Annotated in this window: 27 protein-coding genes; 5 read left to right on the top strand and 22 right to left on the bottom strand. The window is 63.1% G+C overall.

All coding sequences use genetic code 11. From position 1 onward, the window contains the following. Positions 1-14: 14 nt before the first annotated feature. Positions 15-449 (bottom strand): (deoxy)nucleoside triphosphate pyrophosphohydrolase, encoded by a 435-nt coding sequence (locus PJL15_RS16245; protein ID WP_281452173.1) that lies wholly within the window; start codon positions 447-449, stop codon positions 15-17. 130 nt (positions 450-579) lie between these two features. Between PJL15_RS16245 and PJL15_RS16240 the strand changes: the two genes are divergently transcribed. Continuing rightward, the gene (locus PJL15_RS16240) at positions 580-1,788 is read left to right on the top strand and encodes an MFS transporter (protein WP_281452172.1); all 1,209 of its coding nucleotides are present in this window, start codon (positions 580-582) and stop codon (positions 1,786-1,788) included. Between the two features lie 64 nt (positions 1,789-1,852). Here the strand turns inward: PJL15_RS16240 and PJL15_RS16235 are convergent, their stop codons facing one another. From PJL15_RS16235 to infC, 5 genes are all read right to left on the bottom strand, one after another. Further along, positions 1,853-2,776 carry a cation diffusion facilitator family transporter gene (locus tag PJL15_RS16235; RefSeq protein ID WP_281452171.1) on the bottom strand — a complete coding sequence of 308 codons (924 nt, stop codon included), beginning with the start codon at positions 2,774-2,776 and terminating at the stop codon, positions 1,853-1,855. A gap of 101 nt (positions 2,777-2,877) precedes the next feature. Next, on the bottom strand, positions 2,878-3,789 hold the full coding sequence (locus tag PJL15_RS16230) for a TrmH family RNA methyltransferase (protein WP_281452170.1): 912 nt from the start codon (positions 3,787-3,789) through the stop codon (positions 2,878-2,880). A gap of 26 nt (positions 3,790-3,815) precedes the next feature. After that, a complete protein-coding gene (gene rplT, locus PJL15_RS16225; RefSeq protein WP_281452169.1) occupies positions 3,816-4,481 on the bottom strand; it encodes a 50S ribosomal protein L20, sunset domain variant in 666 nt (221 codons plus the stop codon). Positions 4,482-4,600: 119 nt separating this feature from the next. Continuing rightward, positions 4,601-4,795 (bottom strand): 50S ribosomal protein L35, encoded by a 195-nt coding sequence (rpmI, locus tag PJL15_RS16220; protein ID WP_011774324.1) that lies wholly within the window; start codon positions 4,793-4,795, stop codon positions 4,601-4,603. Positions 4,796-4,913: 118 nt separating this feature from the next. Next, the gene (gene infC, locus PJL15_RS16215; RefSeq protein ID WP_432443830.1) at positions 4,914-5,930 is read right to left on the bottom strand and encodes a translation initiation factor IF-3; all 1,017 of its coding nucleotides are present in this window, start codon (positions 5,928-5,930) and stop codon (positions 4,914-4,916) included. A 394-nt stretch (positions 5,931-6,324) separates the two neighbouring features. Between infC and PJL15_RS16210 the strand changes: the two genes are divergently transcribed. After that, complete coding sequence (locus PJL15_RS16210; RefSeq protein WP_281452168.1) at positions 6,325-6,720, top strand: DUF1844 domain-containing protein; 396 nt, start codon at positions 6,325-6,327, stop codon at positions 6,718-6,720. A 99-nt stretch (positions 6,721-6,819) separates the two neighbouring features. Here the strand turns inward: PJL15_RS16210 and PJL15_RS16205 are convergent, their stop codons facing one another. The 7 genes from PJL15_RS16205 to PJL15_RS16175 form a co-directional block, all read right to left on the bottom strand. Then, positions 6,820-8,124, bottom strand: a complete 1,305-nt coding sequence (locus tag PJL15_RS16205) for an MFS transporter (protein ID WP_281452167.1) — start codon at positions 8,122-8,124, stop codon at positions 6,820-6,822. Between the two features lie 49 nt (positions 8,125-8,173). Beyond that, on the bottom strand, positions 8,174-9,055 hold the full coding sequence (locus tag PJL15_RS16200) for an SseB family protein (RefSeq protein ID WP_281452166.1): 882 nt from the start codon (positions 9,053-9,055) through the stop codon (positions 8,174-8,176). A 38-nt stretch (positions 9,056-9,093) separates the two neighbouring features. Next, entirely contained in the window at positions 9,094-9,837 is a 744-nt protein-coding gene (priA, locus tag PJL15_RS16195) for a bifunctional 1-(5-phosphoribosyl)-5-((5-phosphoribosylamino)methylideneamino)imidazole-4-carboxamide isomerase/phosphoribosylanthranilate isomerase PriA (RefSeq protein ID WP_281452165.1), read from the bottom strand. A 203-nt stretch (positions 9,838-10,040) separates the two neighbouring features. Beyond that, complete coding sequence (gene hisH / locus PJL15_RS16190) at positions 10,041-10,784, bottom strand: imidazole glycerol phosphate synthase subunit HisH (RefSeq protein ID WP_281452164.1); 744 nt, start codon at positions 10,782-10,784, stop codon at positions 10,041-10,043. Beyond that, positions 10,781-11,407, bottom strand: coding sequence for an imidazoleglycerol-phosphate dehydratase HisB (gene hisB, locus PJL15_RS16185; RefSeq protein ID WP_281452163.1), 627 nt, complete (start codon positions 11,405-11,407; stop codon positions 10,781-10,783). Before hisB ends, hisH begins: the two co-directional genes overlap by 4 nt. Positions 11,408-11,453: 46 nt before the next feature. After that, complete coding sequence (locus PJL15_RS16180) at positions 11,454-12,572, bottom strand: histidinol-phosphate transaminase (protein WP_281452162.1); 1,119 nt, start codon at positions 12,570-12,572, stop codon at positions 11,454-11,456. Between the two features lie 90 nt (positions 12,573-12,662). Beyond that, a complete protein-coding gene (locus tag PJL15_RS16175) occupies positions 12,663-13,022 on the bottom strand; it encodes a LysM peptidoglycan-binding domain-containing protein (RefSeq protein WP_281452161.1) in 360 nt (119 codons plus the stop codon). A 349-nt stretch (positions 13,023-13,371) separates the two neighbouring features. On the opposite strand from PJL15_RS16175, the gene lexA reads away from it, so the two are divergent. Then, positions 13,372-14,115 (top strand): transcriptional repressor LexA, encoded by a 744-nt coding sequence (gene lexA, locus PJL15_RS16170; protein ID WP_281452160.1) that lies wholly within the window; start codon positions 13,372-13,374, stop codon positions 14,113-14,115. A gap of 15 nt (positions 14,116-14,130) precedes the next feature. On the opposite strand, the gene PJL15_RS16165 is transcribed toward lexA, so the two are convergent. Both PJL15_RS16165 and hflX read right to left on the bottom strand, forming a co-directional pair. Further along, complete coding sequence (locus PJL15_RS16165; RefSeq protein ID WP_281452159.1) at positions 14,131-16,191, bottom strand: ATP-dependent DNA helicase; 2,061 nt, start codon at positions 16,189-16,191, stop codon at positions 14,131-14,133. After that, a complete protein-coding gene (gene hflX, locus PJL15_RS16160; protein ID WP_281452158.1) occupies positions 16,184-17,746 on the bottom strand; it encodes a GTPase HflX in 1,563 nt (520 codons plus the stop codon). The genes PJL15_RS16165 and hflX overlap by 8 nt, the downstream gene beginning before the upstream one ends. A gap of 508 nt (positions 17,747-18,254) precedes the next feature. Between hflX and PJL15_RS16155 the strand changes: the two genes are divergently transcribed. Then, positions 18,255-18,869, top strand: a complete 615-nt coding sequence (locus tag PJL15_RS16155; RefSeq protein ID WP_281452157.1) for a class I SAM-dependent methyltransferase — start codon at positions 18,255-18,257, stop codon at positions 18,867-18,869. Here the strand turns inward: PJL15_RS16155 and dapF are convergent. From dapF to PJL15_RS16125, 6 genes are all read right to left on the bottom strand, one after another. Then, positions 18,850-19,818 carry a diaminopimelate epimerase gene (gene dapF, locus PJL15_RS16150; RefSeq protein WP_281452156.1) on the bottom strand — a complete coding sequence of 323 codons (969 nt, stop codon included), beginning with the start codon at positions 19,816-19,818 and terminating at the stop codon, positions 18,850-18,852. The genes PJL15_RS16155 and dapF overlap by 20 nt on opposite strands. 47 nt (positions 19,819-19,865) lie before the next feature. Then, entirely contained in the window at positions 19,866-20,783 is a 918-nt protein-coding gene (miaA, locus tag PJL15_RS16145) for a tRNA (adenosine(37)-N6)-dimethylallyltransferase MiaA (protein WP_281452155.1), read from the bottom strand. Positions 20,784-20,799: 16 nt separating this feature from the next. Continuing rightward, positions 20,800-22,329, bottom strand: a complete 1,530-nt coding sequence (gene miaB / locus PJL15_RS16140) for a tRNA (N6-isopentenyl adenosine(37)-C2)-methylthiotransferase MiaB (RefSeq protein ID WP_281452154.1) — start codon at positions 22,327-22,329, stop codon at positions 20,800-20,802. Next, positions 22,329-22,871, bottom strand: coding sequence for a regulatory protein RecX (locus PJL15_RS16135; RefSeq protein ID WP_281452153.1), 543 nt, complete (start codon positions 22,869-22,871; stop codon positions 22,329-22,331). Before PJL15_RS16135 ends, miaB begins: the two co-directional genes overlap by 1 nt. Beyond that, positions 22,861-23,901, bottom strand: coding sequence for a recombinase RecA (gene recA, locus PJL15_RS16130; protein WP_018779075.1), 1,041 nt, complete (start codon positions 23,899-23,901; stop codon positions 22,861-22,863). Before recA ends, PJL15_RS16135 begins: the two co-directional genes overlap by 11 nt. A gap of 304 nt (positions 23,902-24,205) precedes the next feature. Continuing rightward, on the bottom strand, positions 24,206-24,430 hold the full coding sequence (locus PJL15_RS16125) for a DUF3046 domain-containing protein (protein ID WP_432443829.1): 225 nt from the start codon (positions 24,428-24,430) through the stop codon (positions 24,206-24,208). A 41-nt stretch (positions 24,431-24,471) separates the two neighbouring features. On the opposite strand from PJL15_RS16125, the gene PJL15_RS16120 reads away from it, so the two are divergent. Further along, the gene (locus PJL15_RS16120; protein ID WP_281452152.1) at positions 24,472-25,020 is read left to right on the top strand and encodes a MarR family winged helix-turn-helix transcriptional regulator; all 549 of its coding nucleotides are present in this window, start codon (positions 24,472-24,474) and stop codon (positions 25,018-25,020) included. A gap of 90 nt (positions 25,021-25,110) precedes the next feature. Here PJL15_RS16120 and PJL15_RS16115 read toward each other — a convergent pair whose 3' ends face one another. Then, complete coding sequence (locus PJL15_RS16115; RefSeq protein ID WP_281452200.1) at positions 25,111-25,545, bottom strand: helix-turn-helix domain-containing protein; 435 nt, start codon at positions 25,543-25,545, stop codon at positions 25,111-25,113. Positions 25,546-25,613 lie beyond the last annotated feature (68 nt).

Genomic DNA, 25,613 nt, shown 5'->3' with positions numbered 1-25,613 from the left:
AGGCAGCCTGATTCTCAGGCGGGCGTGGATACCCGTTGCAGAAGTGCGCGGACAATCGGAAGGTCCGCAGGTATCCACGGAAGAGCCAAGGCCTCCTCATGGTCAGCCAGGGAAACCCACCGTAGTTCGTCGTGGTCTTCAAGCGGGGCGGGCTTCCCCGCTGTCACTTCAGCAAACCACACGCGCATGGAGGCCTGCTCGTTGAGGGTCCAGCCGTCCGTATCCCCGGATTCCAGCTCCCGGCCAAGCTTTACCTCGATGCCCAGCTCTTCAGCGAGCTCACGATGCAGGGCGGCCTCCGGGGCTTCGCCGCGTTCGACCTTGCCGCCCGGAAATTCCCACATCCCTGCGAACCGGGGCGGAGCGGTGCGGCGGGCAACCAGCAAACGGCCGGGGGCTTCCAAAGAGTCGACGACGGCGGCACCCACGACGTTTATCAATGCAGTCACCGCAACAGTCTAGGGGGCCGGACCATGGGAGTGGTCACATTAGTGAGCCCCTGGCGCAGCGGCAAACTAGAATTGTTATCGGATTTTCTCCCATTCTTTACAGCCCAAAATTGCGCCCAGAAGCAGGTCTATGTCTATCACCGTGTCCCCGCCCGTCGCCGCCCAAAAGTCCCGGCGCCACCTTGGCCTTGCCATCCTGGCCCTGGCCATGGGCGGATTTGCCATCGGAACAACCGAGTTCGCCATGATGGGCCTGCTGAAGGAAATCGAAGAGGGTCTGGGCATCAGCACGCCCGAAGCAGGAAACCTCATCTCGGCTTATGCCCTGGGGGTGGTGATCGGCGCCCCTGTCTTTGCCGCTTTGGGAGCAAAGTTGCCGAGGAAGAACCTGGCTTTGGGTCTCATGCTGTTCCTGGCTCTGGCGAACCTGACATCCTTCATTGCCCCCGACTACGGCCTGATGCTGCTGTCGCGGTTTGCCTCGGGCCTTCCCCACGGAGCCTTCTTCGGGGTGGCAGCAGTCATCGCCGCTGGCCTCGTAGCCCCAACGAAACGTGGTTGGGCCATCTCCATGGTGATGGCCGGCCTAACCGTCTCCAACGTCATTGGAGTCCCCTTGGCTACATGGGTGGGACAAACCTTCGGCTGGCGGCTTCTCTTCGTCATAGTCGGCGCCATCGGCCTGCTCACTGTTGCCATGGTGTGGAGGTTCGTCCCGTTCGAAGCAGCGCATCCGGATGCCAGCATCCGCCGCGAACTTGGAGCGCTCAAGCGGCTCCAGGTATGGCTGGCCCTCCTGATCGGCATCATCGGCTTCGGCGGCTTTTTCGCCGTCTACACCTACATCGCCCACACCATGACATCCGTGGCCGGCATTCCGGAGAACCTCATTCCCGCCGTCGTGGCCCTCTACGGGCTCGGCATGGTGGTTGGCAACATCATCGGAGGCCGCCTGGCGGACAAATCCGTCATGGGCACCATTTACTGGGTCATGCCCGGTATTGCCGCAGCCTTGGTGGTCTACGCCGTCGCAGCCCATTGGGCATGGTCGGCCTTCCTCATGGCTTTCGTCGTCGGCGGCATCGGTTCCATGCTGACACCTGCCTTGCAGACCAGGCTCCTGGACGCAGCACCCGGGGCTGCCTCCCTGGCCTCCTCGCTGAATCACTCGGCCCTCAACATTGCCAATGCACTGGGCGCCTTCCTCGGCGGCACGGTCATCGCATGGGGTTGGGGTTACGTCGCCCCCGCACTGGTGGGAGCGGTTCTTGCGCTACTCGGCCTTCTGGTGGCAGTTATCAGTGGTGTGCTTGAACGCAAAAAAGCGCTGGCTACCTGATTTCCCGCCTTAACAAAGAATGGCTCCGCATTGTGCGGAGCCATTCTTTGTTAAGGCTGGTTTTCTAGGCCTGAGCCTGTACGCGCTCGATGTCCGGCTCGAGGTAAATGACCCGGGCAATGGGAACGGCCGCGCGGATCCGCCGCTCGGCGTCGTCAATTCCCTTGGCGATTTCCTCGCCCGTTTCAGAAGCTTCCATGGAGATCTTCGCCGCCACCAGCAGTTCCTCGGGTCCGAGGTGCATGGTCTTGAGGTGGATGATCCGGGTTCCGTCCGCCTGGAGGGCGTCGGAGATACGCTGGACGTCTTCCTTGGTGGCGGACTCCCCCAGCAGCAGGGACTTGGTTTCCATCGCCAGGACCACAGCGATGGCCACCAACAGCAGGCCGATCATGGCGGTTCCGAACGCGTCCCACACACCGTCGCCGGTGACCAGGGTCATGCTGACGCCGAACAGTGCAAAGACCAGGCCAAGCAGGGCCCCGAAATCTTCCAGGAGAATGACCGGGAGTTCCGGTTGCTTGGCATTGCGGATGAATTTCGCCCAGCTTTGCTTGCCGCGGATATGGTTCGATTCGATGATCGCCGTCCGGAAGGAGAAACCTTCTGCAATGATCGCCCCGACCAGAACGGCCAAGGGCACCCACCAGAAGCCGCCCTCGATGCCATGCGGGTGCTGGAACTTCTCCCAGGCCTCGTAAAGGGCGAACAGGCCACCGACGCTGAACAGCACAATCGAGACGATGAAAGCATAGATGTAGCGTTCGCGGCCATAACCGAACGGGTGCTCCGGGCTGGCCGCCTTCTTGGAACGCTTCCCGCCCACCAGCAGCAGGACCTGGTTACCGGAATCGGCCACCGAGTGGATTGCCTCGGCGAGCATGGACGATGACGCCGTCAGGAAGAATGCAATGAACTTCAGAACAGCGATGGTTAAGTTCGCGGCGAGAGCCGCCACAATCGCTTTGGTACCGCCACCTGCAGCCACGAAAGCTTCACCTCTTCGGGTTTGGGAAAGAATGGAAATGGCCAAGAAGAGTCGTCATCGTCTGATCTTGCAAGCAATACCGTACCCGGCTGGCGCGCGATTTACGCATTCCCCACTCGGGCGCCCTGCTGCGAACGTGCACTGGCGTAAAGGCATACGGTGGCGGCGGTGCCAAGGTTCAGGCTCTCGGCCGCCCCGTACACGGGTACCGCGACACGGTGGTCGGCAAGCGCGAGTTCACCGTCAGACAAACCCTGAGCCTCATTGCCGAAAAGCCACGCCGTCGGCTCCTCAAGGGCGTAGTCCGACGTCACGGAACTGTTGCCGAGCCTGCGTGCGGCGTTCTCGTCCTGGAGTTTGTCCAGGTTGAGGGTTCCATAACCGTCGGCGGCCAGGATGCCGATTCCGCGCTCCCGGCACTGCGCCACCAGTTCCTCGACGTCCGCCCCCAGGACCACCGGCAGGTGGAACAGTGAACCCGCTGTGGAGCGGACAGCCTTCGGGTTGTAGATGTCCACGCTGGAACCTGTCAGGACCACGGCATCTGCCCCCGCGGCATCGGCGGCCCGGAGCACGGTCCCCGCGTTGCCGGGGTCACGCACCTGGCACATGACCGCCAGAAGCCGCGGACCGGCGTCGAGCACTGAATCCAGGCTGACGTCGACGAAACTGCAGACCGCGACGATCCCCTGCGGGTTGACGGTGTCCGCCATGGCGGACAACACTTCATCGCTCGCCAGCCGGAGCAGCGTTCCCTGCGCCAGGTCGGCGAGTTCCGGGAGGCGGTCAAGGCACGCCTCACTGGCAAAAACTTCATGTACGACGGCGGAACCGCCGGACGCTGTACGGCTACGGTGCAGGGTCAAAGCCTCGCGCACCGCCTGCGGTCCCTCAGCGAGGAACCGGCCGCGCTTTAAACGCGCCGGGCGCCCGGCAAGCTTGGCGACGTCCCTCACCCGATCTGCTCGGGGGTTGGTCATCGGAAAGTCTTGCGGGCGCCCGGTTTCGTTCATATAAAGAACTTTAGTGGCAGTTGCGACTAGTTCTTGATCTGCTGGCGGGCTTCGCCGCCGGCCGGCTCGAAACCGGCAGCCTTTGCAGCTTCAACCGTGGAGAACCAGTACTCAGCAGCGGTGGTGTTGTACCAGGTGGAACCCGGAACGTGGTACTTCTTGGACTCGGCGTTGCCCTTGATGGCGTAGCCTTCCGGAGCCTCGTCACCATCAGCGGCAACTGCGCCGTCGATGGCCGGCTTCTCGGAGACAACAGCCTTGACAGCCGGAGCCGTGGCAACAGCCGTGGCAACCTTGGCCTTGGGAGCAGCCTTGGCAGCCGGAGCGGACGTGTCAGCCGGGAGTGCAGCCTTGGCAACGTTCACCAGAGCGGCGAAAGCGTTGGCATCGGAAACAGCCAGTTCGGCCAGCATACGGCGGTCAACCTCAACCTCAGCGGCCTTGAGGCCCTGGATAAGACGGTTGTAGGTGAGGCCGTTGGCGCGGGATGCAGCGTTGATGCGCTGGATCCAGAGGCGACGGAAGTCGCCCTTCTTCTTGCGGCGGTCGCCGTAGCTGTACACAAACGAGTGCAGCAGCTGCTCTTTGGCCTTGCGGTACAAGCGCGAACGCTGACCGCGGTAACCCTTGGCGCGTTCGAGGACAACCCGGCGCTTCTTGTGGGCGTTTACCGCCCGCTTCACACGTGCCACGTGCGTACTCCTTCAGAAATCTTTATCCCAAGCTGCTACTGCCGGAAACCCGGCCGGCCTGAGAAGGCTTTTGGTGTAGTCGGTTACTGCCGGATGGCAGTAACCAAAGAACTTGGAACTTAGACGCCGAGCATCTTCTTGATGACCTTGGCATCGCCCTTGAAGACGAGCTTGTCGCCGGCGAGGCGACGGGTCAGCCTGGAGGACTTGTGCTCCAGGTAGTGACGGCGGTTGGCCTGCTGACGCTTCAGCTTGCCGGTACCGGTCAGCTTGAAGCGCTTCTTAGCACCGCTGTGGGTCTTCATCTTCGGCATGGGAACCGATCTCCTTACGTATCCACGGACAAGTCCGCGATTCTATCGCGCAGCCGGCCAACGGGGGCCGACGTGCTGGTTGCTTGCCGGTGGAGGCCAAAGCCTCCGCGGCGTTGAACTAATTGGTCTTGCGTGATGCAGGCTTCGGCGCGGCCTTGGGGGCTGCGGGCCGAGCTGCCGGCTTGGGTGCAGCCGGCTTGGCGACAGGCTTGGGAGCCGAAGGAACAGCCGGCTTCGGAGCCGCAGCCGGAACGACAGGCTTGGGAGCCGCCTCCGCCGGAGCCGCCTTTGGAGCTGGAGCTGCCTTGGGAGCCGGAGCGACCTTGGCAGCCGGAGCTTCCGGAGCCGCCTTGGGAGCCGGAGCTTCCTCAGCAGCGGGTGCTTCCTCTACCACCGGGGCGGGTGCCTCTTCTGCAACCGGAGCTTCAACTGCAGCCTCTTCGGCAACCGGTGCTTCTTCAACGGCGGGAGCCTCGGCAGTCGCCGGAGCTTCCTGCGTTGCTTCCTCTTCGGAGACCTTGAAGCCTTCGGGCAGAAGGTCAGCCAGGCTCTGCGTCAGCGGTGCCTGCTCTCCCGTGGTGTCCACGCGGCCAGCGGCCTTGGCTTCGTTCTGGGCCTTGGCTTCTGCACGCTGGGTGGCGCGGCGGGCTTCAGCCTTGGCTTCTGCCTTGTTCTTCAGCGGTCCGATCACCATGACCATGTTGCGGCCATCGATGCGCGGGCTGGACTCGATGACGCCAACCTCAGCCACGTCTTCAGCGAAACGCTGAAGCAAGCGGATGCCCATTTCAGGACGCTGCTGCTCGCGGCCGCGGAACTGGATCATGGCCTTGACCTTGTCACCGGCTCCGAGGAAGCGAAGGGCGTGCCCACGCTTGGTTTCGTAGTCGTGCTTGTCGATCTTGAGGCGGAAGCGAATTTCCTTCAGAACCGTGTTGGTTTGGTTCTTGCGGGCTTCGCGTGCCTTGACGGCGGCTTCGTACTTGTACTTGCCGAAGTCCATCAACTTGCAAACAGGAGGCTTAGCCTGCGGCGCAACTTCAACGAGATCGAGATCGGATTCGGCAGCCAGACGCAGTGCGTCCTCGATGCGGACAATTCCTACCTGTTCGCCGGCAGGACCGACCAGCCGCACCTCGGGGACGCGGATACGCTCATTGATTCTTGGCTCGCTAATGTTAAAGCTCCTGTGGTTGTGGTGGTGTCACCAGCAAATAGAGAAGGCCCCCAATTGCTGGCGCAATCGAAGGCCTCGAAGATCGGCTGTACTTCCTCAACGGGAAGTACGCACTTCCGGGGATCAACCCCGCAGTGCCCGACCAGGTACCCGGCAACCTCTTGTCCCTCAAAGGGGATCCTGTCCCCGGAGGGAAACGGCTGACGCGGGTGGGAGAGAACTCCGCTTGCAAACTGAAAGTCAATTCTACAGAAACAACCCGCCAAGCGCACATTGCGGGCGGCGGGACTGTTGACTGTGGATACGATCCGTGAATAACGACTTCCAGTCGGTCTGTGACAAGCTTACCAGTATGAGCACTGAAGACAGCAATTCCCGCAACTCCTTCGGCGGAGACGCCCCCGCCGGTGACGCCGGGGTCTCCCAGCAGATCCGCGACATCGCCGAAGTTCCGGCCGTGGAAGTCATCACTACCGGCGCCGTGCACCTCATGAGTGCCGCAGCCGTCAAGGTGGGGCTTGCCGACGACCCCAACGCCGAGGACCTCAAGGACCTCGACGAAGCCCGCAAGTTGATCACCGCCCTCGCCGGACTGGTTTCCGCTGCCGCCCCCGAAATCGGTTCGCAGCACGCCGGACCGTTGCGCGACGGCCTGCGCTCCCTGCAGTTGGCCTTCCGCGAGGCATCCATCATTCCGGACGCCCCCGGCAAGGGACCCGGCGAAAAGTTCACGGGACCGGTTAACTAGCCCCAAATTAACTAGCCCCAAACTGCCTCAACAGACGACGACGGCGGACCGACCTTCAGTGGTCGGCCCGCCGTCGTCGTCTGTTGGCTTTCCGCCCGCTCAGATCCTGGCTGCCCTGCGGCGGATGGACATGAGGACCAAGCCGGTGGCGCACAGCGCCACGCCGGCGATGCCGACCGCCGCAAAGCCGCCCGACGGACCAACGGTGTCGATGAAGACCCCGGCAAGGGGCGCGCCCAAAGCTACGCCGGCCGTCAGGGCGGATCCGTACCAGCCCATGGCCTCCCCGCGGCGCTCCTCTTCCACCAGGTCCGCCACCTTCTCGGAGGACGCCGATAGGACCGGCGCGCACAACAGGCCCGGCAGGAGCGAGAGGAACGCCAAGGTCCAGGTGTCCTGGGCAAAGCCCATCGGAATGGTCAGGGCAGCCATGCCCAGCAAAAGAAGCATCGGTGAGATAGACCGCTTCATTGAACCGTAAATGAGGCCACCGACAACAGACGCGGCACACCAGAAAAAGAACACAATTCCGATCTGATTCTGGTGCCCGCCGCGTTCCAGCAGCCCAACTATGCTGACGTCGGAGCCGCTGAGCACCATGCCGGAGCCCGCGGCTACTACGAAGAGTGCGGCCACGGAAACAGTGAACCAGGTGAAGTTCCTGGCCACCCGGTTCCTGAGGGCTGCGGTGCGCGAGTTCGCCGATCCCATCTCGGAGGCAGCTTCCTGGACGTGCGCAGGAGCGGACGCCACCATCGCCGCCTCGGCAGCGGCAATCTCGTCCGACTCCCTGTCAGCCGATTCCTCGGGCGTGCAGGCCACTTCGGAGCGGGTAGGCGGGTTGAACCACATGAGGAAAAGTCCGGCCACGGACACGGAGATCCCCACGGCGGTGAGGCCTAAAGCCGAGTAGCCGCTTGTCGCGACCACGGCGCCGACCGCCGGGCCAATCATGAACACAAGCTCAGTGGCAATGGAGTCCAAGGCAAACGCCGAACGGCGCTGCTCCCCGTCCACCATGACGCCCAACGACTGGCGGACAACACTGAAGATCGGCAGCGTGAAGAGTCCGCCGATAAAGACCAGCGGCAGCAGCCATTGATAGGAAACGTGCGGCACGATCGACCATATGACGGTTTCGGAGACAACCGACGGGATCAGGGCCTTGCGCAGTCCCACCATGTCCACCCGGCGGCCGCGCCACGGAGCGCCCAGGGCGATGCCGATGGTCATCACTGCGGCTGCCGCGCCGGCAGCGGCGTAGCCTTGGCCAAGCGTCAGGACAATATGAAGGGTAAGGAGCACCCCCGCGGCCGAATGCGGGATTCGGGCAATCATCCCAACAACCAGCAACCGCCGGACAGGGCGTATTGACAGCATCTCTTTGTAGAGAGCGAAGTTCACTGGCTCAATCCTCATTTCCCCGGGCAGCCCCGGGGAAACGGACCTGCCATTAGTGCGGCGCTGGCTCCTGTGCTGCGCGCTGCAGTTTTACTTCCATGGAATCGACGCCTTCGGCAAAGGAATCCATGCGTGCCCACGTGTCGTTCAGTTGGGCGACAAGCGTCTGCACCGCTTCGGCGTCGAGTCCGTCCTCAAGGAAGAGCACCACGCGCAGTTCCGGACCTGGGCCGCCTCCGGCCACCTGCTGTCCACCAGCGGTGAGCGAGGCAACGCCGCCGCCGGCCTGTGTCTCAAGGCGTCGGACTGCGGTGAAGGCTGAAACCGTCGAAACGAGAGCAGTCTCCAGTTGATCATCAAGGTATGACGGCGTCCAGTCCTTCTGCTGCGCAAGGGCCCAGAGGGCGGGACGCCGCACGACGAAGGCAAAGTCTGAGCCTGGGTCCAACACCAGTAGCTGGGCGCCTTCGGACACCGCCGAAAGTGCCGCCCGCGCGGCGTAGACAGCCACAGGGCGGGCTTGGGGGTGCCATGCCTCCAAGGCCGCCGAGGAGGTGAACACCGGCATCGCCGTACGGCCATCGGGAGCCTTGAGTGTGACCAATGCCATATCGGCCTGCTTGTCGGCGTGCAGGCCGTCGACGCCCTCGGCTTCCTCGGCAAGCTGGGCAACTACAGGAACAAAGACCCGTGCCGTCGCCAGCGAAGCCACAACGTCGGCCTCACTACCGCTTCCGTCGACCAGCGCCGCCACGGCGGCGAGATACCCGGCGTCGGCAGTTCCGTCGTCATCCTCGAAATTATGGATCCTGGCGTCGTCACCGGCGAGGCTTCTGCCGGCCCAGGGCTGGCCCGCGGAATCCGCTGCTCCCCCGGCACCTGCCAATGCTGCGGCGATATGGCCAGGCAGTTCACGCTTCTCCGCATGGTGCATCCCCGCCTCTTCGGGCTGGTGGGCTGAGTGGCGGCCCATCAGCGGCGGCCGGCCACGTCCAGGGCTTCAGGCAAGGTGAAGGCTCCGGCGTACAAGGCCTTGCCAACAATCGCACCCTCAACACCCAGCGGCACGAGCTCGCGCAGGACTTTGAGGTCCTCCAGGCTGGAGATGCCACCGGAAGCCACCACGGGCTTGCCGGTCTTCTCAACCATGCTGCGCAGCAGTTCCACGTTGGGACCCTGCAGCGTGCCGTCCTTGGTCACGTCCGTCACCACATAGCGGGCGCATCCTGCGTCCTCAAGCCGGGCCAAAACCTCCCAAAGGTCGCCGCCCTCCTTGGTCCAGCCACGGCCGGCAAGGGTGGTGCCTCGAACATCAAGGCCGACGGCGATCTTGTCACCAAAACGTTCGATTGCACGCTTGGTCCACTCGGGGTTTTCCAACGCCGCAGTACCAAGGTTCACCCGGGCAACACCCAACTCGAGGGCCCGCTCCAGGGATTCGTCGTCCCGCAGGCCGCCGGACAGCTCTACCTTGACCTTGAGCTGCGACACGACCTCGCTGATGAGGGCTGCGTTGTTGCCACGGCCGAAGGCAGCGTCCAGGTCAACCATATGAACCCATTCAGCCCCGTCGTTCTGCCAGTTCAAGGCTGCCTCGAGGGGCGTTCCGTAGCTGGTTTCCGAGCCCGCCTCTCCTTGCAGGAGGCGCACTGCCTGGCCGTCAACGATGTCGACGGCAGGCAGGAGTTCCAAAACGGACTGGGAGGAGGTGGTCATGAGTGTCCTTGGTGTTGGGGGTCGCCGGCTTGTGGACCGGCGGTTCAGTTACCGGGAAGTGTCAGGAGATAGGCAGCCAGCAGGGACATCCCGGCCAGCACATAAAAGGAAATGGAGACCCAACGCGGCTTCTTTTGCTGATGGAAGGAAATTCCCCCACCAACCAAGACGCCGGCCAAGCCCATGAGGACTACCGACCACATCTAGGCCGCACCGCTTCCGGAGGCTTCCGTCGAAGGCTTCCGCAGTCCGTCCACCCAGTTGCGCAGGAGCCGGGCTCCGGCGTCGCCGGATTTCTCCGGGTGGAACTGGGTTGCGCACAGGGGTCCGTTTTCCACGGCGGCAATGAAGCGTGCGCCATGTTCGGACCACGTGACCATAGGGGGTGCCATGCGGGGCTGCACGACGTCGAAGTTCCATTCCTGCACACCGTACGAGTGCACGAAATAGAAGCGTTCCTGCTCGACGCCCTCGAAGAGTTTGGAACCCTCAGGTACGTCCACTGTGTTCCATCCCATGTGAGGCACCACGGGAGCAGGAAGGAGTTCCACTTTGCCGGGCCATTCGGCCATGCCCTCGGATTCGGTACCGTGCTCGACACCAGCTTCGAAGAGCACCTGGAGGCCGACGCAGATGGCCAGCACCGGGCGGCCACCGGCAACCCGGCGTCCAATCATCCGGATGGCGTCAACAGCTTTGAGTTCCTTCATCACCGTCTCGAAAGCGCCGACGCCGGGAACAACCAGGCCGTCGGCGTTCAGTACGTCCTCCGGCTTGGAGCTGAGCACTACGTGGGCGCCTGCCCTCTCCAGCGCGCGGACCGCGGACCGGACGTTGCCGGATCCGTAGTCCAGCACCGTCACGGTGGGCTTGCCCTCGGGCGACTCCGGCTTCACTGAAGCCGTAGCATCGACGACCGCCCCGTTCTTCAGGACCTGGCCGCTCACAGTGCCCCCTTGGTGGAGGGAATTCCCTCAACGCGCGGGTCGGACTCGACGGCGGCACGGAGTGCGCGCGCGAAAGCCTTGAACTGGGCCTCGACGATGTGGTGCGGGTCCCGGCCGGCGAGAACGTTCATGTGCAGGCAGATTCCGGCGTGCAACGTGATCGCCTCGAAAACGTGGCGGGTCAGCGAGCCAGTGAAGTGCCCACCAATCAGGTGGTACTCCTGGCCGGCGGGTTCACCGCCGTGGACCAAGTAAGGCCGGCCCGAAACATCCACCACAGCATGCGCCAAGGCCTCGTCCAGCGGGACAGTGGCTTCACCGAAGCGTCGGATGCCTGCCTTGTCGCCCAAGGCTGTCCGCAAGACCTCCCCGAAGGTGATGGCAACATCTTCCACCGTGTGGTGCGCATCGATGTGGGTGTCCCCGGTTGCCTTGACCGTCATGTCGATCAGCGAGTGCTTGCACAGCGCCGTAAGCATGTGGTCGTAGAAGGGCACTGAGGTGCTGATGTCCGAAACGCCGGAGCCGTCCAGGTTGATCTCCACCAACACGGAGGATTCGCTGGTGGTGCGCTCCATGCGCGCAGTGCGGGCAGCGGACGGCGTAGCGCCGGTTTCGCTCATTGGGACGTCCTTATGCAGGGAGGATGGATTGGGTCTATTGACAAGTTTAGGCGCGCTGTGAAGCAGAACCGTCCAGGAGTGCTTCCAAGGCCTCAAGGAAGGCAGTGGTTTCCGGCTCGGTACCGGCGGTGACCCGCAAGTGTCCAGGGATGCCGACATCCCGGATCAGCACACCGGCATCGAGCAAGCCCTGCCAGATCACGTGCGGGTTTTCGAGCCCACCGAAGAAGACATAGTTGGAGTCCGATGCTGCAGGCTTAAGCCCCATGCGGAGAAGTTCGGTGACGATCCGGTCGCGCTGGACCTTGATGTCTTCGACGTCGGCCATGAGGGCTTCACGGTGCGTCAACGCAGCCAGGGCGGTCGCCTGGGTGACAGCGGACAGGTGGTACGGCAGGCGGACCAGGCGGATGGCATCGGTAACCTCGGGGGCGGCAGCCATGTAGCCGATCCGGGCACCGGCCAGGGCGAATGCCTTGCTCATGGTGCGCGAGACGATCAACCGTTCGCGCCCGGGCAGGAGGGTCAAAGCGCTCGGAGTGTTGTCGTGCGCGAACTCGTGGTAGGCCTCGTCCACGATCACGATTGCCTGGCTTGCTTCGCCGGCTTCATACACAGCCTCGACCACATCCAGGCCCAGGCCGGTGCCTGTGGGGTTGTTCGGTGAGCAGAGGAAGACGATGTTGGCTCCGGTTTCCCGAACCTGCGCTGCGGCCGACTCTGCATCCAGACCGTAGTCATCGGCTCGGACGCCGCGAAGGTATTCGGTATCGGTTCCGCTGGCCAACAACGGGTACATCGAGTATGTGGGAGGGAAACCAAGGGCCTTGCGTCCCGGACCGCCAAACGCCTGGAGGATTTGCTGGAGGACCTCGTTGGATCCGTTGGCAGCCCAGATGTTCTCGGCGGAGAGACCGTGGCCAAGGTACTGCGCAAGGGCCTCACGGAGATCGGTGAACTCGCGGTCGGGGTAGCGGTTCAGTCCTGTGGCAGCAGCCGCCACGGCCTCAGTGATGGCCGCCTGGACATCGGCAGGGACGCCATGGGTGTTCTCGTTGACGTTGAGTAGAACAGGGACATCAAGCTGCGGTGCGCCATAAGGGCTCAGTCCACGCAGGTTGGTCCGGAGGGGAAGTCGGTCAAGTCGCTCAAGCTGCTCACTCACCACAACAGTTTAAGGGGCCACTGGGACTGCGGAGTAACTGTGACGTCCGCGCGGCCGTCCGGGCGCGGCTTCCCGTCATGGGCGGTCGCCTTAGTCGGCCGGAACGAACAGCTGCTGCCCCGGAAGAATGCGGCCTCCACGGAGGTCATTGAGCTGGATGATTTCGGCGATGACGTCCCGCGGGTCCCGTTCCGGAGCAGCCGCGCCGGCAATCCCCCACAGGGACTGGCCCGGCTGGACGGTCACTGACACTGCAACCGGCGGCTGCAACTGCGCCTGGGAGTCCGAGGCCTTTGCCGGGGACGTGATGAACCCGGCCAGGCTGAGGAGGGCTGCCACCAAGAGCATCGCCGGAACACCGAAAAAGACCATCCGGCCCCGACGGGTGAGACGCAAGCGGGCGGGTGCTTGCGTGGTGCGGAAATCAGCGAACGAAGTGATTGCGGACATGAGCTGAGCCCTTCTGAGCTATTGCCCTGCACCGGAGGTTCCGGAGCAGGGCTGCCAATTCTTTGTGTTCCTCTCCCGGATCCGCTGGATGTTCGAACAACCTGTTCGAACATCCAGCGTCAACGCGAGGTTTATAGAACACATATTCGAACCTTGCTATGACATTTTTAGCACTTATCAACGAACGGTGTCGAGACTCGCTAGAACAAATGTTTGATAAACGCCTGTGGCTGCCCTACGTTTGAGTGAAGAAACAGCACTGTTTCAGTGGAACAGGAGGGTCTGACATTTTAGGCGGACCCTGCATCCCCGGCTCTTTTTCGGGGCGGAAGGAAAGGCATTGGCGAACATGGCAGCGAAAGCCACAGGCGGCGGGGCACCCCTGCGGAGCCAACAGCCTCAAAAGACTCCCAAGAGCCTGACCGTGCGTCAGAAAAAGATCCTGGAGACCATCCAGAGGTCCGTCAATGACAACGGCTACCCGCCCAGCATGCGCGAGATCGGCGACACCGTGGGGCTGGCCAGCTTGTCCAGCGTTACGCACCAGTTGTCACAGCTTGAAAAACTCGGCTACCTCCGCAGGGACCCCAAGCGGCCCCGTGCCATGGAAGTACTGATGCCGTTGACCCTTGATGGTGGCCCCATCCCGGGCGTCGAAGCCCCCGCGACGCTGCGGAGCGCCGGAGGCCTGGCCGTGACTGAACTGGCCAGCGCAAGCGATACCGCCATGGTCCCGCTGGTCGGCCGCATCGCCGCAGGTGGCCCCATCCTGGCCGACCAGACCGTGGAGGATGTACTCCCCCTGCCCCGGCAGCTTGTAGGGCACGGTGAGCTCTTCATGCTGAAGGTCGCGGGCGACTCCATGATTGATGCCGCCATTTGCGATGGCGACTGGGTGGTTGTCCGCCGCCAGAACGATGCCATCAACGGCGACATCGTCGCAGCTCTCCTGGACGACGAAGCCACGGTGAAAACCTTCCGCCAACGGGATGGCCACACCTGGCTGCTGCCCCAGAACACCCAGTACGAACCCATCCTGGGTGATCAGGCAACCATCATGGGCAAGGTTGTTTCCGTACTCCGGTCCCTCTAGCCTCCCCGAGCGCTGTTACGCCTTCCTGGCCGACCCCAGGCGCTCCAGGACCCCACGTACCACCGAACGGTCCGTCGTCGCCCAGAAGGGAGGCAGGGCGGCCCGCAGGAATCCGCCGTACCGTTCCGTCGACAGGCGTGAATCGAGAACTGCCACCACGCCTTTGTCCCCGGTGGAACGGATGAGGCGTCCCGCACCCTGAGCGAGCCTGATGGCCGCGTGGGTGGCGGAGACAGCCATGAAGCCGTTCCCGCCTGATTGCGCCACGGCACGGGAGCGTGCTGTCATCAGCGGATCATCGGGACGCGGGAAGGGAATCCGGTCAATAACCACCAATCGGCATGAGCCACCCGGGACATCCACACCCTGCCACAGCGACATGGTCCCGAAGAGGCATGTGTCCGGTTCATCCGCGAACTGCTTGACCAGGGCTGCCATGGTGGATTCTCCTTGGCACAGGATGTCCACATCCAGGCGGAGCCGCATGGCGTCGGCTGCTTCTTCGGCAGCCCGCCGTGAGGAGAAGAGGCACAGCGCTCCCCCACCCGACGCCCTGATCAGGTCCTCCAGCTCATCCAGGGCCTCCGGCGACGTGCCGCGGCCGGGTTTGGGAAGGTGCTTCGCTACGTACAGCACGCCCTGCTTGGGGTAGTCAAAAGGTGAACCGACATCAATGCCTGTCCAGCTGGGGGCGCCGTCGCCAATCAGGCCAAGCCCTCCCGCGGCAGGTTCAAAAGCAGAGCCGATGGCCAGCGTAGCCGAGGTCAGTACGACGGTGTGTCCGGCGAACAACCCCTCGCGCAACCTGCCGGCTACGCTCAGCGGCGCGATGTTAATGAGCGCCGGCGCTGTTTCGTCGGGTTGGGAATATCCCTGTTGCGGATCAAAGGTGCTGTTTCGTGAGAACCAAACTACTTCCCGGTTCTCCTTGGCAGCGAGCATCCGCTCGCAGAGCTCGAGGATGAGCATGAGTCGTGAGCGCGCCAGCTGCCTGCCGCCGTCTGCGGCGTTGGAGGAATCAGTCTTCGAGTCCGAGAGGGCAGCACGGGTAGCATCGCGCAGCTGGTCCAGGCAGTCGAGCTGTTCGTCGTTGAGCCCGTTGGGCAACAGCCCGTTCGGGACACCCGCGATGGCCATATCGAGGCGGTCCGCGGCAGCGTTGAGGGCATCGACAGTGATGGCCGTATGTTTCCGTGCACTTGATGCAGCCGCGTGGACCATGGCCACTGACAACTGCCCCGACACCGCACCTGTCACCCGATCCTGCAGTTCGTGGGCTTCGTCCACCACCACGACGTCGTATTCGGGCAGGACAGCCAGTCCCTCAAAGGCACTGACAGCAAGCATTGCATGGTTGGTGACCACGACGTCGGCCTCGGCGGCGCGGGAACGGGCCAATTCGCTGAAGCATTCCTCAGCTACAGGACACTTCTGCGCCCCCAGGCACTCCATGGACGTGACTGACACCTGCCGCCAGGCACGGTCGGTGACGCCAGGCATTAGTTCGTCGCGGTCTCCCGTGGCCGTCTTTTCAGCCCATTCACGCAGGCGGACAACCTCCTTGCCGAGCTGCGATTGTGGTCCGCCCATGGACGCCGCAAGGTGGGGAACGCTGGTGTCCTCACCCAAGGAGAACAGCTGCCCCTCGGAGGGCTCCTCGCTGGGAAAACCGCCTTCAAGTTTCTGCAGGCAGACGTAATTGGCCCGCCCCTTCACGAGCGCCACGTTGACCGGTCGCTCAAGAGCCGGGTTGATGGTCTCCAGCAACCGGGGAAGATCCCTGCCAACAATCTGGGTTTGGAGAGCCAAGGTGGCGGTGGACACGAGCGTTGGCTTGTTGCTGTCCATGGAATGCGCGATCAACGGAATTAGGTAAGCCAGCGACTTACCTGTTCCCGTCCCCGCCTGGACCAGCAGGTGTTCTCCGGTCTCAATGGCCCGGGTAACCTGCTTGGCCATTTCATGCTGGCCGGCACGGCTTTGGCCGCCCATGCCTGCCACAGCCCGGTCCAGCAACTCGAGGGTGGCCTTTTCCCCCACCGACCCTACGGCGTCCGCCGCCACCTTCTCAACCATTGCTGACGAATGACTCCAGTTCGGCTGCCAGTCCTTCACGGACCATGACCACTACGCGTGTGCCGTTTTCCTCGTGATCGATGCTGAGGATCTCAGAATCGGAGCTGTGCAGTTTGCTGATCAATTCGCCGCGTTCATAAGGAATCAGCAGCTCAAGCCGCACGCCGGGGCGCGGGATGGACCGGCTGATGTCCTCGAGCAGCTCGGCAATTCCCTGGCCCGTTCGGGTGGAAACCACTGCGTGCCGCGGTTCCTTCTGCTTGAGGCGCTCCACCACGAAGGGATCCGCTACATCAACCTTGTTCAGGACAATGATCTCGGGAACCTTGCGGGCATCCACCTCCGTAAAGACAGCACGGACTGCGGCGATCTGGCCTTCGGGGTCAGGGTGCGAAGCGTCAACGACGTGCAGGATAAGGTCGGCGTCGGCCACTTCTTCCAGCGTCGACCGGAAAGCCTCTACCAACTGTGTAGGCAGGGAGCGCACAAATCCCACGGTGTCGGCCAACGTGTAGCCAATACCGTCGGGGGTTTGCGCCTTGCGGACAGTGGGGTCCAACGTGGCGAACAGTGCGTTCTCCACCAGGACTCCAGCATCGGTGAGGCGGTTCAGGAGCGACGACTTTCCGGCGTTGGTGTACCCGGCAATCGCCACAGACGGAACAGCATTACGACGGCGGTTGGCCCGCTTGGTCTCGCGGGCCGGCTTCATCGCGGCGATCTCACGGCGCAGTTTGGCCATGCGCGTGCGGATCCGGCGGCGGTCCAGTTCGATCTTGGTTTCACCGGGACCTCGCGAGCCCATGCCTGCGCCGGCCCCACCCACCTGGCCACCGGCCTGGCGTGACATGGAGTCACCCCAACCACGCAGACGCGGAAGCAGGTACTCCAACTGGGCGAGTTCGACCTGGGCCTTGCCCTCACGGCTCTTGGCATGCTGGGCGAAGATGTCCAGGATGAGCGTGGTCCGGTCAACGACCTTGACCTTCACAATGTCTTCAAGGCCGCGTCGCTGCGATGGAGCCAGTTCTGTGTCCACCACGACGGTATCCGCACCTGTGGCGGCCACGATGTCCTTGAGCTCCTGGGCCTTGCCTGATCCGAGGAACGTTCCCGGGTCCGGCTTCGTGCGACGCTGGACCAGGCCGTCCAGAACTTCCGAACCCGCGGTCTCGGCAAGCGCGGCCAATTCCCGCAGGGAGTTCTCGGCGTCGGCGAGGGTACCTTCTGTCCAGAGGCCGGCCAGGACGACCCGTTCCAGGCGCAGCTGGCGGTATTCAACCTCTGTGACGTCTTCAAGTTCGGTGGACAATCCCGCGGTCCGGCGCAGGGCGCGACGCTCGGCCAGGTCTTCCTGGTCGCCGTCGTAGATGCTGTGCTCTTGGTCCAGGGTTGAAATAGCCTGTGCCTTGCCGAACACGCCGTTGGCGTCATTGTCATCGGATGCCTGCGCAGGGACATCCTTGGAAAGTATCCGGTCGATGACGGCCTGGATTTGTTCAGGACTCATGTCCTGGGCGTCGGAATCGGATCCGGAGTGCTTCTGGGTGGTCATGGTCTCCTTAGACTGTTCGGCAATTCCAGAATAGTGCTGTTTGTTGCTCGATGGGGCGCTCTTCGCGCTGGGCTGACGGGCTTGGGCCAATGTGGCCTCCTGTGTACTGGACGACGTTGGCCTGCTGGCTGTGGCGTCTGTGCTCTGGCGGGTGGATCCGCGGGGAGGTCCTGGCCTGTCGGAAGTCATGGCGACGCCCCATCAGGATTCGCATGATGACACGATCCTGGATTCATGGCTGGGGCTTGATCTTCTGAGCGTCAATCGCCACGGGCGGCGCTGACATGTGCCGGTGGGACCTGCCGGGCGGAAAGGCCTCGTGCTGGGCGGGTGTGCCAAGCCGGGCCTGCATCGCGGGCGGTGCCGTGGAACGCCTGGGGTCCAGGCGTAGGTTCGGCCGATTACTCAAAGATCAAGAACATGACCTCAACGATACCAGCCGTGTCAAACCAGGCTCTGGGCCTCGACGGTTTCCCAAGGCGACGATAGCCAACTAATCTGGCAAATTATGGAGTCTGCACACTATTTCACCGCCCAGCCGGCCGGACCGTTCACCCGCAAGCCACTTACGGTGGAGCTTGCCGGGGCCACACGCCACTTGCAGACGTCCTCAGGAATCTTCAGCCCCGACGGCGTGGACAAGGGCACCGCGATCCTGCTCTCGGACGTTCCGCCGCCCTCTCCCCGGGGGAACCTGCTGGACATCGGCTGCGGCTGGGGTCCGATAGCGCTCACCCTTGGCCTGATGGCCCCGCATGCCCGCGTGTACGCCGTCGATGTCAACGAACGCTGTGTGACCCTGACCAACGAGAACGCGGCCGCCGTTGGCTTGGACAACGTGACCGCCAGCCTCCCTGATGAGGTGGACCCCGCCGTCGAGTTCGACACCATCTGGTCCAATCCGCCAATCCGGATCGGCAAGGACGAACTCCACTCGCTGCTGCTGACATGGCTGCCCCGATTGGCTCCAGGTGGCAACGCTTGGCTGGTGGTTCAGAAGAACCTGGGTTCGGATTCCCTGCAGCGGTGGCTGGCCGCGGAGCTGGACGACTCCTTCAGCGTCTCCCGCGAAAGCACCTCGAAGTCCTTCAGGATCATCCGTGTCAGGAAAGCGTCCCGTTAGCGACGATGACTGCCGGGCCGCTCAGCTCAACGTGTTCGCGGCCGCCCGCACCGGGGAAGAATTTCACGCCGACGACGCCGCCCGGCACCTTGACGTGCCAATCGTTGGGGGCCGTACTGCCTGCCCAGTGACGGATTGCCACGGCAGCTGCGCAGGCCCCTGTACCACAGGACTGGGTCTCCCCTACCCCCCGTTCGTGCACGCGCATGGTGATGGTGCCCACGCCGTCTTCCACCAAGGGTTCGGCGGGAACGACGAATTCAACGTTGGTGCCGTTGGCTGGTTTGGGATCAACTACCGGGGCCTTGAACAGCTGGGTGGCTGAAAGCTCGCTGAGTTCGGCCAGGGCGACCACGGTGTGTGGGTTGCCCATACTGACCGAGAGGCCCGGCCGGGCCACTTCCAGGCCGTCGGCGCTGACCAGGGCATCCATGGCTTTGCTGGTGGCTTCCCCGGGGAAGATGAACTCCCACGGGCCCATGTCCACGGCATAACCGTTGAGTGTGCGGACTACCTTCTTGATGCCACCGCGTGTACCAATGGTGAGGGTCTGGCCAGGTCCAAGGTCCACCAGCCCTTGTTCGTTGAGGAAGTGGACGAAGACGCGGACACCATTGCCACACATCTCCGACAACGAGCCGTCCCCGTTGCGGTAGTCCATGAACCATTCGGCAGCAGGATCCTGTTCAAGCAGGGCCCGGCCTTCGGGGAGGAAGCGTGAGGGAACGGCACGGATGAGGCCGTCGCCGCCGATGCCCGTGTGGCGATCGCACAATTGCGCTACCTGTTCGGCGGTGATCTCGTGGGCGTCGCCGGGATCCGCGATCAGGACGAAGTCATTGCCGGTCCCGTGCCCTTTGGAGAACGCCAATCCGGCAAGGCTCGAGGTGGGTTCGGCGGCGCCGGCAGCCGAGGGCTGGCGGGTGGGGACTGAGGCGGTTTCATCCATGGAACCTAGGCTACCTTCCACGTGTGTTCGGCCCGAAATTGCCCGAGCTACTCCTGCGCGCCGACTACTGCGACAGCCTTGGACACCAAGTCCGGGTCCTTCCAGTCCAGCCAGGAAATCCGGGGATCAGCGCGGAACCAGGTGAGCTGGCGGCGGGCGAACTGCCTTGTGGCCACGATGGTTTCCTCAGCGGCCGCGGACACCTCCATGTCACCATCCAGGACCCTGAGGAACTGGGCGTATCCCAAAGCCCGCGACGCCGTTTTCCCGTGTCGCAGCCCCTGGGCGTCGAGCCGCTGGACCTCTTCGGCCAGCCCGGCCTCGACCATGCGGTGCACCCGTTGCCCGAGGCGTTCCCTGAGTTCTTCACGATCCACGGACAAGCCGATCTGAACTGCGGGTTGGTGGTACTCACGTTGGGGCATGAAGGAGCTGAAAGGGCGACTTGTCAGTCCGTGAACCTCCAGTGCCCTGATCACCCGCCGGGCATCGCCGAGACGGGCTGCCGACACTGGATCCACCAGTTCCAGGCGGGCCCGGAGCGGAGCCAGCCCCTTGGCCTCGTATTCGTCCTCGAGCTCCTGGCGCAAACCGGGGTCTGTGCCCGGAAACTCCAGGACATCAAGGGCTGCGCGCACATACAAGCCGGATCCACCTACCACGATGGCACGCTTGCCCCGCGAGTGGACGTCCTCGATGGCCGCACGGCATTCGGCCTGGAAGTCGGCCACGCTTGCTTCCTGCGTGACGTCCAGGGTGTCCAGGAGGTGATGGGGAACGCCTTTGCGCTCCTCCAAGCTGATCTTGGCAGTCCCAATGTCCATGCCGCGGTAGAACTGCAGCGCATCGGCATTGATGACTTCCCCGCCAAGAGCCAAGGCAAGGTTGACGCCCAGATCCGACTTGCCGGAACCAGTGGGCCCAACCACCGCAATGACTGGCGGTGCCGGATGGGAATTCGACATGTGTGCGATGACGGGGCTACGCGCGGCGGACCGGCAATGCCGGCATGCCCAACGAAACGCCAGTCTTGCTGTTCGCCGGGCCGGGTCCTGGGACTCCGCAGGAATCTGCCTGCGAGCGGTCCCACGCATCACCCGCCCGCGAACGGCGAACCACATAATCACTGGTTGTGCCGGGGTCAGCCACCAAGTGGAAAGCCGCAGCCTCAGTGATGGTCACCGTGACGAAATCGCCGGGGCGCGGAGTTTCAGCCCCGGCAGGAACGGAGAAATGCACAAGCCTCTGGTCCTTTGAGCGCCCCGAAAGCCGGTGGGTTTCATCGGCCTTCCTCCCTGCCTGGGCAGTCACGAGGACCTCGACCTTGCGGCCAAGCTGCGCGGCATTTTCCTCTGCCGCGATGCGATCCTGCAGGGCCGTGAGCCGCTCAAAGCGCTCCTGGACCACAGCTTTCGGCAGCTGCTCCGGCAAGTCGGCGGCTGGGGTTCCCGGACGCTTGGAGTACTGGAACGTGAAGGCCGAGGAAAACCGCGACTTCTCCACGACGTCCAACGTCGCCTGGAAATCCTCCTCGGTCTCACCCGGGAAGCCCACGATGATGTCCGTGGTGATGGCAGCGTGCGGAATGCTCTCCCGCACCTTGTCGAGGATGCCCAGGAAGCGGTTGGAACGGTACGAGCGACGCATATCCTTAAGGACTTTGTCGGATCCCGATTGCAACGGCATGTGGAGCTGAGGCATTACGTTATGGGTTTCAGCCATGGCGTCGATGACGTCATCGGTGAACGCGGCAGGATGGGGGCTGGTAAAACGTACGCGTTCGAGTCCCTCAATGTCACCGCAGGCACGCAGCAGCTTGGAGAAGGCCTGGCGATCTCCAAATTCCACCCCGTACGAGTTCACATTTTGCCCGAGCAAGGTGACTTCCACTACGCCGTCATCAACCAGCGCTTGGATTTCGGCCAGGATCTCACCGGGGCGCCGGTCCTTCTCCTTGCCGCGCAGCGAGGGAACAATGCAGAACGTGCAGGTGTTGTTGCATCCCACTGAGATGGAGACCCATCCCGAGTACACGGAATCGCGCTTGGTCGGGAGGGTGGATGGGAAGACGTCCAGGGACTCCAGAATCTCGAGTTGGGCCTCATTGTTGTGCCGGGCGCGTTTGAGGAGTGCCGGCAGGGCTCCGACGTTGTGCGTGCCAAAGACAGCGTCTACCCACGGCGCCTTGCGGACAATGGTTTCGCGGTCCTTTTGAGCCAGGCATCCGCCAACGGCAATCTGCATGCCGGGGTTGGCCTCTTTCACCTGGCGCAGTTGGCCAAGGTTTCCGTAAAGCTTGTTGTCCGCATTCTCCCGCACGGCGCACGTGTTGAAGACGACGACGTCGGCGACGTCGCCTTCGGCGGGCACATAGCCGGCGTCCTCCAGGAGGCCCGCCATGCGCTCTGAATCATGGACGTTCATCTGGCAGCCGAAAGTCCGGACCTGGTAGGTGCGGGGCTGAGCCGAAGGGCTGGTGGCGGCTGTGGGGGAAGGAATGGTCAAACTCACTACTCAAGGGTACCGGCTTCTGCCAACACCTCACCGACGATCCTGAAGGCCACGGAGGGCGCGTAGCCCTTCCGCGCCAACATGGACGCGAACCTGCGCGTGTACTTCTCACGCTCAGAACGATCCGAGAGGTTCATGCCCGGACGAAGCTTACGCTGCACAAGGTCCCGCGCGGCTGACTCTTCATCCTGATCACTAAGCTGCGACAGTGCATCCTCGGCCGTCTCAAGAACAATGCCCTTGTCCGCCAGTTCGCGACGCAGTGCACCTTTGGCCAGCTTCTTGCTCTGGGAACGGCTGCGAACCCACATCCTGGCGAATTCAGCGTCATCAATCAGCTGAACTTCCTCGAAGCGGTCCAGTACAGCTTCCGCGACGTCCTCGGGAACGTTCCGCTCCGCCAGTTTGCGGGACAGCTGCAGCCGGCTCCGTGGCGCCATCGTCAACTGGCGAAGGACGATGGCACGCGCCACGGATTCGGGGTCGGGCTCGGAATCTGCAGCTACGGCAGATTCCGGGTCCGGCCCTGTACTAGCCGTCAACGGCCTTCAGCTTCGGGGAGTCTTCCTCCGGCTTGACGCCCACGCCAAGCTTCTCCTTGATCAGGCGCTCCAGTTCCTGGGCCAGCTCAGGGTTGTCCCGCAGGAATCGCCTGGAGTTTTCCATACCTTGGCCAAGCTGGTCGCCGTCGTACGTGAACCATGAACCCGACTTCTTGATGATGCCGTGCTCAACGCCCATGTCGATGATGCCGCCCTCACGGGAGATGCCCTGGCCATAGATGATGTCGAACTCAGCGATCTTGAACGGCGGAGCCATCTTGTTCTTGACGATCTTGGCCTTGGTGCGGTTACCAACGGAGTCCGCGCCCTCTTTCAGGGTCTGGATACGGCGAACGTCGATGCGGACTGAAGCGTAGAACTTCAGCGCCTTACCACCGGTGGTGGTTTCCGGCGATCCGAAGAAAACGCCGATCTTCTCACGCAACTGGTTGATGAAGATCGCGGTGGTCTTGGTCTGGCTCAATCGACCGGTGATCTTACGCAGCGCCTGGCTCATGAGACGGGCCTGGAGGCCAACGTGGGAGTCGCCCATCTCGCCTTCAATTTCCGCACGGGGAACCAAAGCGGCCACGGAGTCGATGACGATGATGTCCAGGGAGCCGGAGCCCACCAGCATGTCCATGATTTCCAAGGCTTGCTCGCCCGTGTCCGGCTGGGAAACGAGGAGGGCATCGGTGTCCACGCCCAGCTTGGCTGCGTAGTCGGGGTCGAGCGCGTGCTCGGCGTCAATGAATGCAGCGATGCCGCCGGCCCGCTGTGCGTTGGCTACGGCGTGCAGCGCAACGGTGGTCTTACCCGACGACTCCGGACCGTAGATTTCCACGACGCGGCCGCGGGGCAGGCCGCCAATGCCAAGGGCCACGTCCAACGCAATGGAACCGGTGGGAATGACTTCGATGGGTGCGCGGGTGTCATCACCCAGGCGCATGATGGAGCCTTTGCCGAACTGCTTGTCGATCTGGGCAAGCGCTGCTTCGAGCGCCTTCTCACGATCCGGGGTTGCCGCCATGGTTCACACCTCTGATGCTTTCTCGCTGTGGAGTGGCCCGATAGGCCGCTTTCCTGTCACCTCAGACGCTATTACGGCGGCCTGACATTTTTAGATGCCGACTTTCGGCTATGTGGATAACCTGGCTGCCGGAAGCTGTTGGAATGCGTCCTACGGGATCAATTTTCCTCTCAAAGGAGCATATCCCCATCCGAACAGATATTCGAACAAACGGTGCGGCGTGTCCCCGCCGCAGGACACATTCCTGCCGGACGCACTCCCGCCCGGTCCATCCCAGCTGGATCCATCCCAGCTGGAGGCCCGCTCAGTTCGCGGCGGGCTTGATGTCCCGTCCCAGCCTTCGCTCGGGAGGAACGTCCTGGACTTCGCAGACGGCCAACCATACCTCGCGGGGATGGTATCCAGCGGCCAGGGCTTCCACGGCCGTCCGGCCACCCACGCCGGCGAGTACCAGCGAGTTGGCCAGGACTCGGGAGTAGCCTGCCCCGAATTCGTCGTCCATCAATCGCCAAAAGTCACTTGCCCTCACGGATAGAGTCTCTCATGGCCATGGACTCTAGAATGGTTGCCATGAGCAATCCTCTCCAGAGCGCGCCAGGTGCGGCCGTTCCGGGCGACGACGTCGACGACGCCCTCCAGCAGGTGGAACACCAGCTGAGCCTGCTCTGGCGCCGCGCCCGTTCGATCTCCCACCAGTTATCCCGCCAGGTCCACCCGGACATGGAACCGGCAGCCTATGGCCTTCTCACGGTCATCCGCCGGGAAGGCCCCATCCGGCTGACGGACCTGGCCACCTGCATTGGCGTGGGCAAGCCTTCCGTAAGCCGCCAGATCGCGTTCCTGGAAAGCATCGGCCTGGTCTACAAGGAGGCTGATCCGCAGGACGGCCGCGCCCAGTCCATCCGCCTGACGGAAAAGGGCGAGGAAAAGATGCATCTGGTCCAGGATGCCCGGCGCCAGGTTTTTCGCGAGCGGCTCGGCGAGTGGCCCCTCGAGGATGTCCAGACGTTGGCTGACTACATGGGACGCCTGAATGCCATCTACGGTGACGGCGTGCTCAAAGACCTCGGCCCCAAGGAAGCAGGAATCGAGGCAGCGGATACCCCGACGGGCACGTGACCGGGCGCCCGGGACACCTGGACGATCACCGGAAGCAAAAAGGTCCCCAGCCTGAGGCTGGGGACCTTTCTAATGGCACTTGGAGGCCGTTTACCGGGCTCCGGAGAGCATTCCCTGGGGGAAGTCGTCCGTGAGGTCCAGATCGCGGCCATAACGCTGTGAAAATTCCTGCGGAACGGTGTCCGGGACAGCAACACCTTCTGCGACGGCCACGCGGTCGCTGACTTCGCGAAGCATGTGGGACAACGGAACATCCAGGGCTGTGCAGATAGAAGACAGGAGCTCGGAAGAAGCCTCCTTCTGGCCACGTTCCACTTCGCTCAAGTAGCCAAGTGAGACGCGGGCGCTGTGCGAAACCTCGCGGAGGGTACGGCCCTGACGCTGGCGGACATCGCGCAGTACATCACCGATCTCGTGGCGTAGTACAACCATTTTGCGCTCCTTCTGTTCGCTCTGTGCCTGATTAGCCAAGCCCACATCCTTCCAGCGGACAACGCCGTTTACGGATACGGGCTGCTTTACCATCTGTATCGCCATGCTCCCTCGTTGATCCGGTTCGCTGGGTGGCGGACCGGGTATGTTTTTACATCCTA

The organism is Paenarthrobacter nitroguajacolicus (assembly GCF_029952445.1).
Lineage (GTDB): Bacteria > Actinomycetota > Actinomycetes > Actinomycetales > Micrococcaceae > Arthrobacter > Arthrobacter nitroguajacolicus_B.
This window is presented reverse-complemented; position numbering and strand designations above follow the sequence as displayed.